Annotated in this window: 15 protein-coding genes; 8 read left to right on the top strand and 7 right to left on the bottom strand. The window is 74.6% G+C overall.

Annotated elements, in window-relative coordinates; translation table 11 throughout:
* Window positions 1-129 precede the first annotated feature (129 nt).
* From ACFV0O_RS39110 to ACFV0O_RS39100, 3 genes are all read left to right on the top strand, one after another.
* Window positions 130-870, top strand: coding sequence for a TetR family transcriptional regulator (locus tag ACFV0O_RS39110; protein WP_380349177.1), 741 nt, complete (start codon window positions 130-132; stop codon window positions 868-870).
* A gap of 169 nt (window positions 871-1,039) precedes the next feature.
* The gene (locus ACFV0O_RS39105; RefSeq protein ID WP_380349175.1) at window positions 1,040-2,404 is read left to right on the top strand and encodes a chloride channel protein; all 1,365 of its coding nucleotides are present in this window, start codon (window positions 1,040-1,042) and stop codon (window positions 2,402-2,404) included.
* A 98-nt stretch (window positions 2,405-2,502) separates the two neighbouring features.
* On the top strand, window positions 2,503-2,697 hold the full coding sequence (locus ACFV0O_RS39100; RefSeq protein ID WP_380349173.1) for a DUF2278 family protein: 195 nt from the start codon (window positions 2,503-2,505) through the stop codon (window positions 2,695-2,697).
* 150 nt (window positions 2,698-2,847) lie between these two features.
* On the opposite strand, the gene ACFV0O_RS39095 is transcribed toward ACFV0O_RS39100, so the two are convergent.
* A complete protein-coding gene (locus ACFV0O_RS39095) occupies window positions 2,848-4,287 on the bottom strand; it encodes an MFS transporter (protein ID WP_380349171.1) in 1,440 nt (479 codons plus the stop codon).
* 186 nt (window positions 4,288-4,473) lie between these two features.
* Here ACFV0O_RS39095 and ACFV0O_RS39090 point away from each other — a divergent pair, with 186 nt between their 5' ends.
* Window positions 4,474-4,821 carry an ArsR/SmtB family transcription factor gene (locus tag ACFV0O_RS39090; RefSeq protein WP_380349169.1) on the top strand — a complete coding sequence of 116 codons (348 nt, stop codon included), beginning with the start codon at window positions 4,474-4,476 and terminating at the stop codon, window positions 4,819-4,821.
* A 91-nt stretch (window positions 4,822-4,912) separates the two neighbouring features.
* Here the strand turns inward: ACFV0O_RS39090 and ACFV0O_RS39085 are convergent, their stop codons facing one another.
* The 6 genes from ACFV0O_RS39085 to ACFV0O_RS39060 form a co-directional block, all read right to left on the bottom strand.
* Complete coding sequence (locus ACFV0O_RS39085; RefSeq protein ID WP_380349168.1) at window positions 4,913-6,079, bottom strand: NADH:flavin oxidoreductase; 1,167 nt, start codon at window positions 6,077-6,079, stop codon at window positions 4,913-4,915.
* 31 nt (window positions 6,080-6,110) lie between these two features.
* Complete coding sequence (locus tag ACFV0O_RS39080; RefSeq protein WP_380349166.1) at window positions 6,111-6,764, bottom strand: NADPH-dependent F420 reductase; 654 nt, start codon at window positions 6,762-6,764, stop codon at window positions 6,111-6,113.
* 104 nt (window positions 6,765-6,868) lie between these two features.
* Window positions 6,869-7,582: an AAA family ATPase gene (locus ACFV0O_RS39075; protein ID WP_380349164.1), complete on the bottom strand. Its 714-nt coding sequence runs from the start codon at window positions 7,580-7,582 to the stop codon at window positions 6,869-6,871.
* A gap of 608 nt (window positions 7,583-8,190) precedes the next feature.
* On the bottom strand, window positions 8,191-8,778 hold the full coding sequence (locus ACFV0O_RS39070) for a TetR family transcriptional regulator (protein WP_380349162.1): 588 nt from the start codon (window positions 8,776-8,778) through the stop codon (window positions 8,191-8,193).
* A gap of 123 nt (window positions 8,779-8,901) precedes the next feature.
* A complete protein-coding gene (locus ACFV0O_RS39065; protein ID WP_380349160.1) occupies window positions 8,902-10,056 on the bottom strand; it encodes an oxidoreductase in 1,155 nt (384 codons plus the stop codon).
* A complete protein-coding gene (locus ACFV0O_RS39060; protein ID WP_380349159.1) occupies window positions 10,053-11,039 on the bottom strand; it encodes a ScbA/BarX family gamma-butyrolactone biosynthesis protein in 987 nt (328 codons plus the stop codon). Before ACFV0O_RS39060 ends, ACFV0O_RS39065 begins: the two co-directional genes overlap by 4 nt.
* Before the next feature lie 159 nt (window positions 11,040-11,198).
* Here ACFV0O_RS39060 and ACFV0O_RS39055 point away from each other — a divergent pair, with 159 nt between their 5' ends.
* The 4 genes from ACFV0O_RS39055 to ACFV0O_RS39040 all read left to right on the top strand — a co-directional run bounded on the left by ACFV0O_RS39055 (window position 11,199) and on the right by ACFV0O_RS39040 (window position 15,010).
* On the top strand, window positions 11,199-11,936 hold the full coding sequence (locus tag ACFV0O_RS39055) for a ScbR family autoregulator-binding transcription factor (protein WP_360261724.1): 738 nt from the start codon (window positions 11,199-11,201) through the stop codon (window positions 11,934-11,936).
* A gap of 23 nt (window positions 11,937-11,959) precedes the next feature.
* Window positions 11,960-12,646, top strand: coding sequence for an HAD family hydrolase (locus tag ACFV0O_RS39050; protein WP_380349157.1), 687 nt, complete (start codon window positions 11,960-11,962; stop codon window positions 12,644-12,646).
* A gap of 347 nt (window positions 12,647-12,993) precedes the next feature.
* Window positions 12,994-14,205 (top strand): ParB/RepB/Spo0J family partition protein, encoded by a 1,212-nt coding sequence (locus tag ACFV0O_RS39045; RefSeq protein ID WP_380349155.1) that lies wholly within the window; start codon window positions 12,994-12,996, stop codon window positions 14,203-14,205.
* Window positions 14,186-15,010 (top strand): thioesterase II family protein, encoded by an 825-nt coding sequence (locus ACFV0O_RS39040; RefSeq protein WP_380349153.1) that lies wholly within the window; start codon window positions 14,186-14,188, stop codon window positions 15,008-15,010. The genes ACFV0O_RS39045 and ACFV0O_RS39040 overlap by 20 nt, the downstream gene beginning before the upstream one ends.
* Window positions 15,011-15,196 lie beyond the last annotated feature (186 nt).

Genomic DNA, 15,196 nt, shown 5'->3' with positions numbered 1-15,196 from the left:
CAATCGCTCTCCCGGTGAGTGTGCTGGCCCCACCACACGCTCCAGGGGCCTGTCGGGGGGTGTGCCGGCGCGCGGGTGGGGCGCGGCGGGGCGGCCCCCCGGACGGTGCGCCGATGTAGGTTGCGGAGAATGAGCGAGAAGGAAGAGCAGGACCTGCCCATGAACGACGGGCCCGCCAAGCCCGCGATGCGCGAGGCGCTGGTCGCCGCGGCCTTCGAGCTCTTCCTGGAGCGAGGCTTCGAGCAGACCACCGTCGACGACATCGTCTCGCTGGCCGGTGTCGGCCGGCGCTCCTTCTTCCGCTACTTCCCGGCGAAGGAGGACGTGGTCTTCCCCGACCACGAGCGCAGCCTCGCCGAGATGACGGAGTTCCTGGAGTCCGGCAGCGGCGAGGAGGACCCGGTCCGGCACGCCTGCGACGCCGCCCGCCTCGTCCTGCGGATGTACGCCAAACAGCCGTCCTTCTCCGTCCAGCGCTACCGGCTGACCCGCAAGGTGCCCGGACTGCGGGCGTACGAGCTGTCGGTGGTCTGGCGTTACGAGCACACCCTCGCCGCCTACCTGCGCGGCCGCTTCGCGGCCCGCCCGGACGGCCCGCTGCGCGCGGACGTGATCGCGGCGGCCGTCGTCGCCGCGCACAACCACGCCCTGCGCACCTGGCTGCGCTCGGGCGGGGAGAGCGACTGGGTGGCCGAGGTGGACGCGGCGATGGCCTTCGTCACCGGCACCTGGAGCGACCGGCCGGCCGAGGCCGCCGGCGAGGGCGAGTCCGACGAGGTCGTGGTCCTGGTCGCCAGCCGGCGGGCCCCGCTGTGGCGCATGGTCCAGGGCATCGAGAGCGCGCTCGGCGGCGACACCCGGCAGGTCTGACCGGCGGACCGCCGGGGCCCGCGCTCCCGCTCACCCGTACGGCGCAACCGTGCCCGTTCCCGACCCCGCACGGCCCGCGCACCGTGCGGGGCCGCCCTCCCCGGGTGAGACTCGGTCGCAGGACGGGCCACCGTGGCATCGGGCGGCCCGGGATCGCGAAGGAGCGGCCATGCCGGGGACGCCCCAGCAGCAGGACGGCGGTCCGACCCTGCGTGAGGTGCTGCTGCGCAAGGGCTACTTCGGCCTGCTGCTGCTCTCCGGCCTGGTCGGCATCCCGGTCTCGCTGGCCGCGTTCGGCTTCCTCGGCCTGGAGCACCAGCTCCAGCACTGGGTCTGGGAGAGCCTGCCGGAGACCGCGGGCTACAGCCAGGCCCCCTGGTGGTGGGCGCTGCCCGCGCTGCTGCTCGCCGGCCTGCTGCTCGCCCCGATCGTCATCCGGCTGCCCGGACGCGGCGGCCACATCCCGGTGCAGGGGCTCGGCGGACCGCCCACCCAGCCCGTCGCCGTCCCGGGCGTGGTGCTGGCCGCACTGGCCTGCCTGCCGCTCGGCGTGACGCTCGGTCCGGAAGCGCCGCTGATGGGGCTCGGCGGCGGCCTCGCCCTGCTCGCCGTCCGTGCCGCCAAACGGGCCCAACACCCGCAGCTGGTGGCGGTGCTGGGAACGGCGGGCGCGGCGGCGGCGATCTCCACCATCTTCGGGAGCCCGCTGGTGGCCGCGGTCATGGTGCTCGAGGCGGCCGGACTGGGCGGCCCGCAACTGGTCGCACTGATCCTGCCCAGTCTGCTGGCCAGCGGCATCGGCGCACTGGTCTTCACCGGCTTCGGCCACTGGACCGGCCTGGCGATCGGAGCGCTCTCGCTCCCGACCGTCCCCAAGAGCGCCGTCCCCGACCCCGGCGACTTCCTGTGGGGCATCCCGCTGGCCGCCGCGGTCGCCCTGCTCCTCGTGACCGGGCAGACGATCGGCCGGCGGGTCAAGGGCTTCATGGCGGTGGACACCGCTCGGCGGACCGCCGTCCGGACGGTGCTCTGCGCGGTCGTCGTCGGCGGCTTCATCACCGCGTACGCCCTGCTCACCGGCCGCTCCCCGGAGGAGGCCGCGCTCTCCGGCCAGGCCACCCTGAGCACGCTCGCCGCCGACCCGGCCGCCTGGTCGATCGGTGCGCTGCTCGCCCTCGTGCTCTGCAAGGCGCTCGCCTGGGGGGTCGCGCTCGGCAGCCTGCGCGGCGGGCCGATCTTCCCGGCGATCCTGCTCGGCGCCGCGCTCGGCATCGCCTGCGCGCCGCTGCCGGGCTTCGGCACCGAACCCGCCCTGGCCGTCGGGCTGGCGGCCGCCGGCGCCGCCGTCACCCGGCTGCCGGTCACCAGCGCCGTGCTGGCCACCGCTCTCCTCGGGATCGACTCGGTGGACGCCATGCCACTGGTGATCGTCGCGGTCGTGACGGCGTTCATCACCGGCGAGGCGCTCCGGGGCCGGAAGAAACGCGGCGCGACCCCGGCCGACCGGGCGGCAGCCGGGGCCGGGGCCGGCTGAGGTCCGGGCCCTCGGGCTGTCGACGTTCGGAGCGCCGGAGACCGCTGCGAGGGACGGGAAGTGGACATCCGTCGATTCGGGGGTGACGGCGCGGCCGGGTGCGCCATAACGGCGTCTACCAGGACGGCGGCCTGCTCGTCCACCTGCCCGCCCTGAACCGCCGGCCCGCGGTCTTCCTCGCCTTCCAGTCCCAGCCCTGGCACACAGACGACCGCACCGGCCACACCCTGCCGGCCCACGCCCCCGTCCCGCGCCCCAGCCGGCACCACCGGTCGGCCGACCACCGGCCGTAGCCGCGGCGGCTCCCCGCGGGACGCGCCGCGACGGCCTCCCCGGCGCGGACGGTGGTCCGGCCGGGAAGGCCGTCGGTGCTCCCGTGCCGCCTGCGGGGGTTCAGGCGGCGGAGGAGCAGGGGGTTGCGGACGCCCGGATCGCGGGGTCCGTCAGCTGCGGGCCGGCCCGGGTGTGGCCGGGGTTTCGGTGCGCCGCTCCGAGCGGGTGACGAGCCGCCAGGCGCAGAGCGCACCGAGCAGGTAGGAGACGCCGACCAGGACGAACGAGACGGAGGCGCCGCGGCTCCAGTCCGAGGTGGCGTGCAGCACCACGCCGATCACCGCGATGCCCACCAGGGAGCCGATCTGGCGGTTGGCGTTCAGCACCGATCCGGCGACGTTGGCGTGCTCCGGCCCGGCGGAGTCCACCATCGCCGCGGTCATGCCGGGGGAGATGATGCCGGACCCGAGGCTGGCCAGGCCGATGCCGACGGCGATCAGCCAGTAGGGGGTGGTGGCGGAGACGGCGGTCAGGGCGAGCGAGCAGACGCCCGCCAGCAGCATGAAGACCGTCAGCAGCGGTCCGTTGGCGTACCGCCCGGAGATCTTCGAGTAGACCACGTTCGCCACCGGGGACAGGACGGTGATCGGGATCAGTTCCAGGCCGGCCACGAACGGGCTGGCACCCTGGGCGTGTTGGAAGAACAGGCCGAGCATGAAGATGGTGCCGAACAGCGCGAAGTTGAAGAAGAAGCCGACCAGGTTGGCGCCGGAGAACCCGGGGCGGCGGAAGAGCGTCCACGGCATGACGAGCTTGTCGCCGCGGCGCTCGCGCCGGACCAGGAGCACGGCGGCGACCAGTGCCACGGCGTACGCGACGACCACCGGGGTCGCTCCCCAGCCGAGCTGCGGGCCCTCGATCAGGGCGTAGCTGAGCGCCGCGAGGGCCACGATCCAGATCAGGTGGCCGAGCGGGGCGGGCCGCGCGGAGCGGGCCTCCGGCCCCGCGACGAACCGCTTCGTCATCAGCATGCCGACGACGCCGATCGGCAGGTTGAGCAGGAAGATGCTCTGCCAGCCGAGCGAGCCCACCATGAGGCCGCCGAGCGTCGGGCCGATGCCCGAGGAGGTGGCGACGATCGCGGACCACAGGCCGAGCATCCGGGTGCGCCGGCGCTTCTCCGGGAACGAGAACACCAGCAGGGACAGCGAACTGGGCATGAACAGTGCGGCGCCGGCGCCCTGCAGCATCCGGGCGGCGATCAGCAGCTCCGGCGTGGTGGACAGCGCGCACCCGAGCGAGGCCAGCAGGAACAGGCCCATGCCCCACATGTAGACCGTCTTCGCGCCGAGCCAGTTGGCGAGGCCGCCGGCCAGCATCAGCAGGGACGCGAAGGTCAGGATGTAGCCGTCGACGACCCAGGTGAGCTGGGTGAGCGTGGCGCCCAGCTTCTCCTGGAGGGTCGCGCCGGCGACGTTGACGATGGTGACGTCCAGGGTGGCCATCACGAAGCCGGTGGCCAGCGCGGCGATCTTCAACCCGCCGGAGGTGTCCGGCGGGGCGGCGGGGGAGGTGTCGGTCTGCGCCGGACTGGTCTCGGCGGTTGTCATCGCTGGTTCCTTCGTTGCGGGTGACCGCTGCGCGCGGAGCGAGCAACTCGCTGTCGGCACGGTCGAGTTGGGTTGGAAGGCGCGGTTCAACTGAAGGGCATATGACGATGCATGTCAAATTGGATGGTGGTCGTCATATGGCTGGAGTCGTACGATGGGCGCGCAGCGAAACCAGAGAGGTGCCACGTGACTGCACACGCCGCCGCAGCAGACCGCATCGGTGACCACCCCGATGCCGCGGACATCACCCTGCAGCGCATCCTGGAGGCCTTCGCGGACCCGGTGCGCCGCAGCATCGTCCGGCAGATCGCCGACGCGCCCGGCGACACCGCCTGCGGCACCTTCGACATCTCGGTGACCAGGTCGACCGGGACCCACCACTTCCGGGTGCTGCGGCAGTCCGGGCTGATCCGGCAGTACTACGTCGGCACCTCCAAGATGAACACCCTGCGCCGCGACGACCTGGAGCAGGCCTACCCGGGCCTGCTGGACGCCCTCATCGCGGCGGCGGACCGCGAGGCCGCCGCCGGCTGAGCACCGCGGCGACGCCGCCCCCGGCCCACCACGACGGCACCCGGAGGGGCGCCGGCGCCCAACCCGGAGGGGCGCCACCGCGCGCCCGGAGTCAGTGCAGCGCGGCGAGTTCCGCAGCGTCGAACGGGCGCAGCCCGTCCGTCCGTCCGGTGCGCACCTGCTCGGCCCAGGCCGGGTTCGCCACCAGGGCCCGGCCGACCGCGACCAGGTCGAACTCGCCCGCCGCGAGCCGCTCGGCCACCAGGCCGATGTCGTCGACCTCCGCGCCCTTGCCCTCCACGTACCCGAGGAAGTCGCTGTCGCGCAGGCCGACCGAGCCGACGGTGATGGTGGGCCGGCCGGTCACCTTCTTCACCCAGCCCGCCAGATTGAGCCCCGAGCCCTCGAACGCGGGCTGCCAGAACCGCCGGGTCGAGCAGTGGAAGACGTCGACCCCGGCGTCCACCAGCGGTGCCAGGAAGGTCTCCAGGGCCTGCGGGTCGTCCGCGATCCGGGCCCGGTAGTGCGCCACCTTCCACTGCGAGATGCGCAGGATGACGGGGAAGTCCGGCCCGGTCGCCGCCCGGCAGGCCCGGACCACCTCGGCGGCGAACCGCGTCCGGCCGGCCGGGTCGCCGCCGTAGCGGTCGGTGCGGCGGTTGGTGACGTCCCAGAAGAACTGGTCGAACAGGTAGCCGTGGGCGGCGTGCAGCTCGACGCCGTCGAAGCCCAGGCGCCGGGCGTCGGCGGCGGCTCGGGCGAAGGCCTCCACGACCTCGGCGATGTCGGACTCGGACATGGCGCGCCCGGCCGGGCTGCCCGGCTCCCGGCCGGAGGGGCTGATCAGGCCGCCCGGCGGGTCGAACAGCTCGACGCCCTTCGGCGCCGTACGGCGCGCCTCCGTCAGGGACTTGCCCCACAGCAGCGGGTCCTGGCCGACGTGCCACAGCTGGGGGACGATCCGCCCGCCGGCGTCGTGGACCGCGCGGACCACGCCGGCCCAGCCGGCCAGGGCGTCCACGCCGTGGAAGCGCGGCACCGACGGCCGGTTCCCGGCCGCGGGGTGACCCACGAAGGTGCCCTCGGTGATGATCAACCCCACGCCGTGCCGGGCCCGGCGGGCGTAGTACTCGGCGACGTCAGCGCCGGGCACCCCGCCGGGGGACAGGTCGCGGGACATCGGGGCCATGACGATCCGGTTGTCCAGGGCCAGTCCACCGGCCTTGAACGGCTCGAACAGCGGTGCCGCGGCCGCCGGTCGCGGCGGTGTCGTGCTCACGTGACTGCCTTCCTTCCAGACGGTCCTGCGGTCAGCCGGAGAGGCCGGTCAATGCCCGCATCTCGCCGGGGGTGAACATGTGCGGGAAGAGCACGCCGCCCGGGTCGAGCGGGGCCGAGCCGTCCAGGCCGCCGAGGTCCACCGGGGTGAAGCCGGCGTCGTGGACCAGCCGCGCCACCACGGCCTTGGCCGGGGCGTCGTCGCCCGCGATCGCGATGGCCCAGAAGTGCCGCTGCCTCGTCCCGCGGGACCAGAGCAGCTCGTCCATGACGTGGGTGAACGCCCGGACCACGGTGGCGGCCGGCAGCTGCTTCGAGGCGTGCCGGCCCTGGGTCACCCCCGGGGTGAGGGTCGAGACCACCCGGCCGTCCTCGGTGAGCGACACCGGGTTGGTGGCGTCGATGACGATCTTCCCGGCCAGGTGCTCGCCGACCTCGCCGAGCACCCCCTCCGCCGCCTCGTACGGGACGGACAGCAGCAGGACGTCGGCCGTACGGGCCGTCTCGGCGAGCGTCGCCGCCCGGGCCCCGGCGCCCAGTGGCTCGACGAAGGAGGCCAGGTGCTCCGGGGTGCGGGAGCCGAACGTCACCGAATGGCCGGCGGCCAGCCAGTGGCGGCCGACCGGCCGGCCGATGTTGCCGGCGCCGAGGACGCCGAGCTTCAGCGGCGTCGTGGGATTGGTCATGGCAGTGGGTTCCTTCGACGGGGCGGAACGGGGCGGGAGGGGGCAGCCCGGGGCGGGCGGGGCGCTGGGTGGGCGGTGCGAGGGCGGTGCGAGGCGGTGCGGGCTCAGGCCGCGAGGGACTCGGCCGCGGCGTTGCGCTCGGCCTCGGTGCGGACGTCGAGCTGCTCGTAGTCCTTCTTCGCCGCCTCGATGGCGTCCTCGATCGACAGGACCCGGGGCAGGCCGAAGACCTCGGTGATGCCCTCCAGCCGCTCGGGGATGGTGCCGCCGATGATGTGGGTGGGGATCTTCAACTCGTCCAGCACGTTCAGCAGGTGCTCGTCGGAGAGGACCCGGAAGCGCTCGTTGACCGGGCGGTGGCCGTTCGGGTCCAGCGGGAACTCGATCGGCAGGTGGACGAAGGCGTCGTAGGTCTCCTTGGCGTACTGCTTGAGCGCGACGCCGAGCTGGGCGACGACCTGCTCGTAGAAGCGGATCTCGTCGGTCTTCTCCACCGACTCCAGACCGATGGACTCGTTGGGGTTGATCCCGACGGTGACGCGCACGGTGGCGTAGGTCCACTCGTGCAGCGAGGAGCCGTCCGAGATGTAGCCGCCGGGCAGGTGGCTCTCGTGCACCGCCCGCTCGACGTAGCGGCGCATCACCAGCTGGATCAGCTCGGCCGCGTTGCACTCCTCCAGGGTCTTGCCCGGGACGGCGTGCGGCAGGATCTCCCGCATGGTCTTGGCGTGGGTGCGCGGGATCCCGGTCAGGTGGGCCAGCGCCATGGTGGTGAGGGTCTTGCCGGAGGAGTAGGTGCCGGAGATCGCGAGCTTCATCGTGTGCCTCTCGAAGAACGGACGGCTGTCAGGGCTGTCAGGGCTGTCAGTGCGGCGGTGCGGGCGGTGCGGTCGGGGTGTTCGTTCCGGGCCGGCCGGGCGGGACGCGCAGGGCGGACGCACGCGGAAACCGGAGCGCTCGCAAGGGCGGCCGGACGGCGTGGGGAGAGCGGAGGGCGCGGGGGAACGGATTGCCCCGGAAGGAAGAAGCGCGGGGAGCGCCGGAGGGCGGTGGAACGGGGAGCACGGGGAAACGTGATCCACGAGAAGCGCTGAGGACGCGGCTCCCGGCCCGGGGGCGTCACCGGCGGTCCGGTGAGTCTTTCCGGTCCGGCGGGAAGCGGTGCGTGAGAAAGGCTAGCGGCCGTCGAACTCGTGGTGCCAGGTTTCCCGTTTGCACAGCTGCGCTCTTTTCCGCCGGGCGAAAGGGAACGGCTGCGCGGGGCGAAAGGGGAGGGCCGTGCGGAGCGAAAAGGGGACGTCTTCGCGGAGCGAAAGGGGGAGGGCGGTGCGGAGCGGAACGGGCTGTGCGACTGGCGCCGGGTCCGCAGTTGCACACGGTCGGTGTCCGGTCCGGCCGGGCCCGGCGCGGGGGAGCCGTCCGCAGGTCAGCCGAGGCGGAGGGCCGTGCGCAGTACGTGCCAGGCGTCGTCGGGTTCGACCGGGACGCCGTGCGAGGCGTCCCAGGTCGGCATGTAGGAGAAGCCGTACAGGACGACCAGGATCAGGTAGGCGAGGGATTCTGCCGGGTAGGACGGCGTGATCTCCCGTTCCTCCTGGGCTCTGCGCACACTCGTGACCATTTCCCGGCGGATGTCTCCGAAGAAACCGTCCGAATCGCCCTCGCAGCGTTCGCAGTCCGCGGCGAGCCGGAGAGCGGCCCGGAAGCGGACGTTGGTTTCGAACTGTCCGCGCATCCGGCCGAGGAGTTCGGTGAGCGCCGCGCCCGCCGTCGGCCGGGGGAGCGTGTCGGCGGGCGCGTCCCGGAGGCGTTTCCAGTGTTCGGCGCTCTCGTCGACCAGTGCGGAGGCGAGTTGGTGTTTGGAGCCGAAGTGCGCGTACAGCGCGCCCTTCGTCATGCCCGTCCGGGCCACCACGGCCTCGACCTTGGTGGCGGCGAAGCCGTGGACGGCGAACTCCTCGGCTGCGGCGTCCAGTACGCGTTCACGGGTCAGCCACGCCCTGGCCTGTTTCACCACCGTGGCACCCTCGTCACTCTGTTCATCGCTGGAAACCTACCTATGCGAAGGTTTGTTGTCGAGGGTAGTCGATGCCCGGGCCGGCCACCCGCCGATGGCCGGCCGTTCGCTGACGTACCGTCAGGAGTCGGTCGGGGCCGCCGGACCGAGCAGGGCGTCGGCGTACTCGGCGGCGGCCGCCGAGGGCCCCAGCGCGCCGTGCGTGGCCGCGGTGGTGATGTCGCGCCAGTACCGCTGGAACGGGGAGCCGTCCCGGTGGACGTGCGAGCCCGAGGCGTGGAAGAGACGGTCCACGGCGGCCGCGCACCAGCGCACGGCCGTGACGGCGTCCCGCCGGTTCTCCGCCACCAGCAGCGGCGTCACCGGGTCCTCGTCGGCGCGCCGGGCCGCCCGCTCCAGGAGCAGCCGGGCCGCCGCGATCTGCGCCGAGCCCTCGCTCAGCGCCCGGTCCGACTCCGTCCGCCGGGCGGTCGCGGCGGCGCTCCAGGCGTCCAGGGCGCCCCGGGCCGCGCCGGCCACCGGCGCCGCGAACATCAGCGCGCCGACCAACTGCACCGGGACCCGGTGGCAGCGGGCCGCGTCCTGCGAGACGGGGTGCCGCAGGTCCGCCATGGTGAAGGAGAGCCGGTCGGGGACGAACGCCTCCGCCACCTCGACCGCGTGGCTGCCCGTCCCGCGCATGCCCAGGCTGCGCCAGGTGTCCAGCGCGGTCCAGTCCGCCCTGGGGACGGCGAGGATCCGGTGCTCGGGGCGGTCCGGCGTGCCGGTGCGGCTCGCCAGCAGCAGCCAGTCCGCGTGGTCGACCCCGCTCGCCGTGTCCCACCGGCCGCTGAGCAGCCAGCCGCCCGGCACCCGTACGGCCCGGCCGCGCGGCGGCATGATGGCGGTGGCGACCAGCACGTCGGGGGAGTCGCGCCACAGCGCCGTCCGGCCCTCCTCGGGCAGGTAGGAGGCCAGCCGCCCGTGCGCCGCGAACAGGGCGGCGCACCAGGCGGTGGACGGGCAGGTCCGCGCGACGGTCGCCGAGGCGGCGAGGAGCGCGGAGAACGTCCCGGCCGTGCCGCCGAACCCGCGCGCCACGAAGTGCCGGGGGAACCCGGCGGCGGTGATCGCGGCCACCGTCTCCGGGCCGAGCCGGCGCCGGTCCTCCAGCGCGGGCAGATCCCGCTCCGCCGCCCGGACCACCCGTCCGACGGCCTCGGCGGGGAGCTCCGCGGCCTCGGGGAGCTCCGAGGTTTCGGCGGGGCGCTCGGCGGCGTCGGCGACCCTGCTCACGGGGCGTCCCCGCGGGCCGTCACGTCGTCCAGCGGTGCGTACCCGAGCAGGGCCGAGGCGAGGGTCGCCCCGCCCTGGACGGCGGTGACCTCCGTCGTCCCCGGCTCCGGTCCGGGCCGCGCGGCGACGCGCACCGGCGCGTCCGGCTCCCCGAACGCGGTGAAGGCCGCGCGGACGCGGGTGGGGTCGGGCGGTGCGCCGATCGCGCGGGCGGCCTGCCGGAACGCTTCCAGCAGCACCATGCCCGGCACGTGGTCGGACGGGTGGTCGAAGAGCACCGGGTGGCCGGGGTCGGGGTCGAGCAGGAACGTGCCGGGCGCGCTCCCCGGGGTGCGGGCGAGCAGCACGTGCCGGCCGTCCGCGTACCCGGCCTCCCGGGGGGCGAGCCGCCGGGACTCCCCGGCGGGCGGCCCGGAAGGGGCCGCCGCCTTCCGCCGGGCGCGGTCGCGGACCAGGGCGTAGAACTCGGGGTCCCGGACCTCCCAGTGGATCCCGGCCCGGCCGGCGGTCACGCCGTCGACCGACACCACGGCGTCCAGCGCCAGGCCGGTGCGGTGCGGCGTGGTCACCGTCTTCGTGCAGACGGCGTCGAGCACGGCGTGCTGCGGGCCGGCGGGCCGGTGCGTCGAACCGGCCCGGGTCAGCCGGAGGTCGAGGGTGTCGAGGACGAACGGGTGGCCCTGCGGGACGCCGTGGAACCGGTGGGACAGGTGGATCAGGGCCTGGCGGACCGTCTCGACCACCAGCAGCGGGTCGGTCGGCAGGCCCGTCCCGCCGTGGTGCAGGAAGCGGTGGCGGTCCCAGCGGGCGGCGACGCGGAACCGGTCGTCGCCCGTGCGGGCGGCGTCGGTGAGGAGGACCTCGCCGGGGGCGGCCTTGTGGACGGCGGCGGCCGGCAGGCGGTGCCGGAACGAGAGTCCGCGCCGGGGCGAGGCCCGGGCGGCCGGTGGCAGGTACCTTGGCGATGCGGTGATGCTGGACATACGAGCACGTCCCCCGTTGGTGAGCCGTTCCCTAAGGTGGTGCCACCCCGCTGCGGACGCGGGTCACCCCCCAGGTGGCCGTTGATCACGGCCCGAAAATATACCTGGGAGAAGGTATATAGCCAGGATCGACGGGACGCGAGAGAGGAACAGAGAACAGTGAGCCAGAGCAAGAGTGCCGCCACCGAGCCGCTGTGGCCGGCGCTGCGCACCGGCGCGACCGGGCCGTGTCTGCGCCAGGAGCGCGCCGAGCGCACCAGGGAGCAGATCCTGCACTGCGCCGCGCGGATCTTCGCCGAGCGCGGCTACGAGCGCACCGGCATCAAGGACGTGGCCGACGAGGTGGCCATGACCAAGGGCGCGGTCTACTTCCACTTCCCCAACAAGCAGGCGTTGGCCGTCGCCGTCGTCGAGGAGCTGTACTCCCGCTGGCCGGTGACGCTGGAGGCGGTGCGGGCCAAGGGCCTCTCGCCGCTGGACACGGTGATCGAGATGTTCAACGCGGCCACCACCGCGTTCCTGGAGGACCCGATCATGCAGGCCGGCACCCGGCTGCAGAACGAGCGCGCCGCCATCGACGTCGAACTGCCGCTGCCGTACGTGGACTGGACGAACCTGATCTCGATGCTGCTGCGCGAGGCCGGGGAGCAGGGGCAGCTGGCCGACCACGTCGACCCCGACGTGGCCGCCCGGGTCGCGGTCGCGGCCTTCTTCGGCGCCCAGCACATCTCCGACAACCTTTACGCACGCGCCGACTTCGCGGAACGCTGGCGCGAGGTGCGCGACACGCTGTTCCCGGCGCTGCGCGCCCGGCCGCGGTCCGCGACCGGGACGCGTGCCGCCGGCGGTGCCCGCGCCGCGAGCACCCGACCCGCCCGAAGCGTCACCCCGAGGTGACCCGAGCCCCCCGAGGAGCCCCCGTGGCCCTGCCCGACCGTCTGGCGTTCAGCGACGTCGACGAGACACTGATCGACTGCAAGAGCATGTTCGACTTCCTCGACCACTACCTCGGCGTCCGGTACGGCCCGCCGGGCGTCCGGCGCGGCCGCCGGGTCCGGGAGGAGATCACCGCGCTGGCCGCCGCCGGGAGCCCGCGCGAGCGGAACAGCCGGACGTACTACCGGGAGTGGGCCGGGGAGCCGGCCGGGGACGTCGCCGCGGCCGGCCGCGCGTGGTTCGCGGAGCGCAGCGCGCAGGCCGGCTTCTGGATCGCCCCCGTCCGGGACGCCCTGGCGCGCCACCGGGCGGCGGGCGGCGCGGTCGTGCTGGTCTCCGGGGCGTTCCCGGCGATCCTCGACCCGATCGCGGAACGGGTCGGGGCGGCGCACCTGGTGTGCAGCCGACCCGAGGTGCGCGGGGGAGTGCTCACCGGCGAACTGGTCGGCGAGCCGGTCATCGGGGAGGAGAAGCGCCGGGCGGTGCGCGCCCTGTTCGCCGCCCATCCGCACGTCGATCCGGCGGACTGCCACGGCTACGGCGACCACGCCTCCGACCTGCCGATGCTCACCGAGGTCGGGCACCCGGTGGTGGTCGGTGACCCGCGGCTGGCCGAACTGCTCCCGGGCGCACGGTTGTTGCTGGTCGACGGGGTGGCGGCAGCCGACTGACGGGCACCCGGGCGGCGGTCGTCATGTGACGGTATTGCTGCGGTACGTTACACCCTCGTTAAAATACCTTCCCAAAGGTATGTTCGTGTGCCACGATCGCGACGGAGCATTCGGCAGCTGCGTCGTGGAGCCGCCCGGAGTCCGCGCCGACGGAACCCGCCCCTGCGGGCGCCGTCGGCCGGCCGGGTCCCGCGGCAGCGCGGGCCGGTGCCCCTTTGGCCTGTCTCGACGAGGAGACGACCCAGCAGACCCAGGGAACGGGGCGGTACTTCCCCGAGCCGGGCGGTGACGGCACCACGCACCGCCCGGCCGGCCGCCCTCCCGCGACGCACGCCAGAGGACCCGCCGTGAAGCAAGAGACCGTCAGCGACCGCGCCGAACCGCCCCTCACGCCCCGGCCCGGTCGACCGTCCCCCACGCCCCGGACCAGCCGGACGCCCCCGGAAGCCGGAGGCTCGGCCCCGGAACCCGGCCGCCCGCCCCAGGAGTGGTCGCCGGCCCTGTCCGAGGTGGTGCCGGTCCCGGTCGTCGCACTGCTGCCGGCCGACTCGCCGCGCACCGGCGGCGAGGACCCCGAACACCTGAGGACCCTGGCCGGACTCGACCAGGACCTCCCGCCGATCATCGTCCACCGCCCCAGCATGCGGGTGATCGACGGCATGCACCGGCTGCGGGTCGCCGCCGCCCAGGGCAGACCCGTCATCCCCGCCCGCTTCTTCGAAGGCTCCGAACGCGACGCCTTCGTACTCTCCGTCCAGAGCAACACCCGCCACGGCCTCCCCCTGTCCCGGGCGGACCGGGTGGGCGCCGCCCGGCGGATCCTCACCTCGCACGCCGAGTGGTCGGACCGGATGGTCGCCTCCGTCACCGGGCTGTCCACCAAGGCGGTCCGCGAGCTGCGGCGCAGCGAGAGCGGGACCATCCCGCACGCCGCGGCCCGGGTCGGCCGGGACGGCCGGGTCCGGCCGCTGGACAGCGCACTCGGCCGACTGCGCGCGGGCGAGCTGATCACCGCCAACCCCCTCGCCTCGCTCCGCGCGGTCGCCGACGAGGCGGGCATCTCCCCGGGGACCGTCCGCGACGTCCGGGACCGGTTACGGCGCGGTGAGGACCCGGTGCCCGCCGGACGCCGCACGACCCGGCCCGCGGACCGGGCCCGCCCGGACCGGACCCGCCCCGCGCCGCCGGCGGTGGGCCCGGCCCCCGGCGCCCGGCAGGCCGGCCCCGGCCCGCAGCAACCCGCTCAGGACCTGGCCCGCGTCATGGAACGGCTGATGAGCGACCCCGCGCTCCGGCTGACGGAGAGCGGCCGCCACCTGCTGCGGATGCTCACCAGCAGCCTCCTGCCGCCCGACCAGCGTGACCAGCTGGCCCGCAGCATCCCGCCGCACTGTGCCGATCGGGTCTCCCGGCTCGCCCTCGAATGCGCCGCCGCCTGGCGGGAGTTCGCACACCAGGTGGAGACCGCCCGGCCGGAGCAGGATCCCGGCCGTGGTGCCGAGCAGCCGACGTCCCCCCAGCCCGTGACGGGGAGGGCCGGTGTTCCGGCAGCCGTCTGACCCGGCGCGCCGCCGACCGGCCGGCGGCGCGCCGCCCGCGGCCGTGGTGTGCAACCGGGCCCGGGCCTCAGTCGCACAGCCGATCGACCCGCGCGTCGGCCCGGTCACCCTGCTCGGGCTGCACCCGGCCGGCGGCAGTACGGCCTTCTTCTCCGGCTGGCAACGGGCCCTGGGCGAGCGGGTGGAGGTGGTCCCGGTCCGGATCCCCGGCCGGGACCCCGCCGGGGGCCACTGCCGCCAGGGGCTGCCCGGTCTCGTCGCCGCACTGGAACGCGACCTCGGCCCGCTCCTGGAACGGCCCCACCTCCTCTACGGGCACAGCATGGGCGCGCTGCTCGCCTACCGGCTCGCCCGCCGCAGGGCCGAGCACGGGCGACGGCTGCCCGAGCGGCTGCTGGTCGGCGCCTACCCGGCACCCCACCTGCCGCATCCGCTGCAGCGGGCGGCCCGTCTCACGGACGCCGAACTCGTCTCCTGGCTGGTCGACTTCGGGTCGCTCCCGGCCGCTCTGCGGGCCGACACCGGCTGGCTGCGCGAACGGATCTCCCTGGTGCGGGCGGAGATCGGCCTCTGCGCCGGGAATTCCGAGGGATTCACCCACCGGACGCTGCCGTGCCCGGTCGAGGTGTTCTCCGGAGAGGACGATCCGCTGGTGTCGGCGGCGTCCGCGGCCGCCTGGTCCGAACACGCCGGCGGGGGTTTCGCATGGCACCGCGTCCCCGGGGGGCACTTCTTCCCCCGGGAATCGAAGGACGCCTTCTTCCGCCGCCTCGGCGACCTGGTCGCACCGCTGGCAGCCGTCTGACGGCGCCCGCCCGGCCGGAATCCGGGGCCGTGCACCGCGGTTCGGGGCCGTGCGCCGGAACTCGGGGCCGGCTCTCGCGCGGGGTTTCCGAGCCGGTTCCGAGCCGGTTTCGAGCTGGTTCCGGGCCGGTTCCGCCCGGAATCCGTACCGGTTTCCGGCCCGGTGCCCCGGCGCGGACCTCACGGT

The sequence above is a fragment of the Kitasatospora sp. NPDC059577 genome, from assembly GCF_042735475.1.
In the GTDB taxonomy this organism is placed as follows: domain Bacteria; phylum Actinomycetota; class Actinomycetes; order Streptomycetales; family Streptomycetaceae; genus Kitasatospora.
This window is presented reverse-complemented; position numbering and strand designations above follow the sequence as displayed.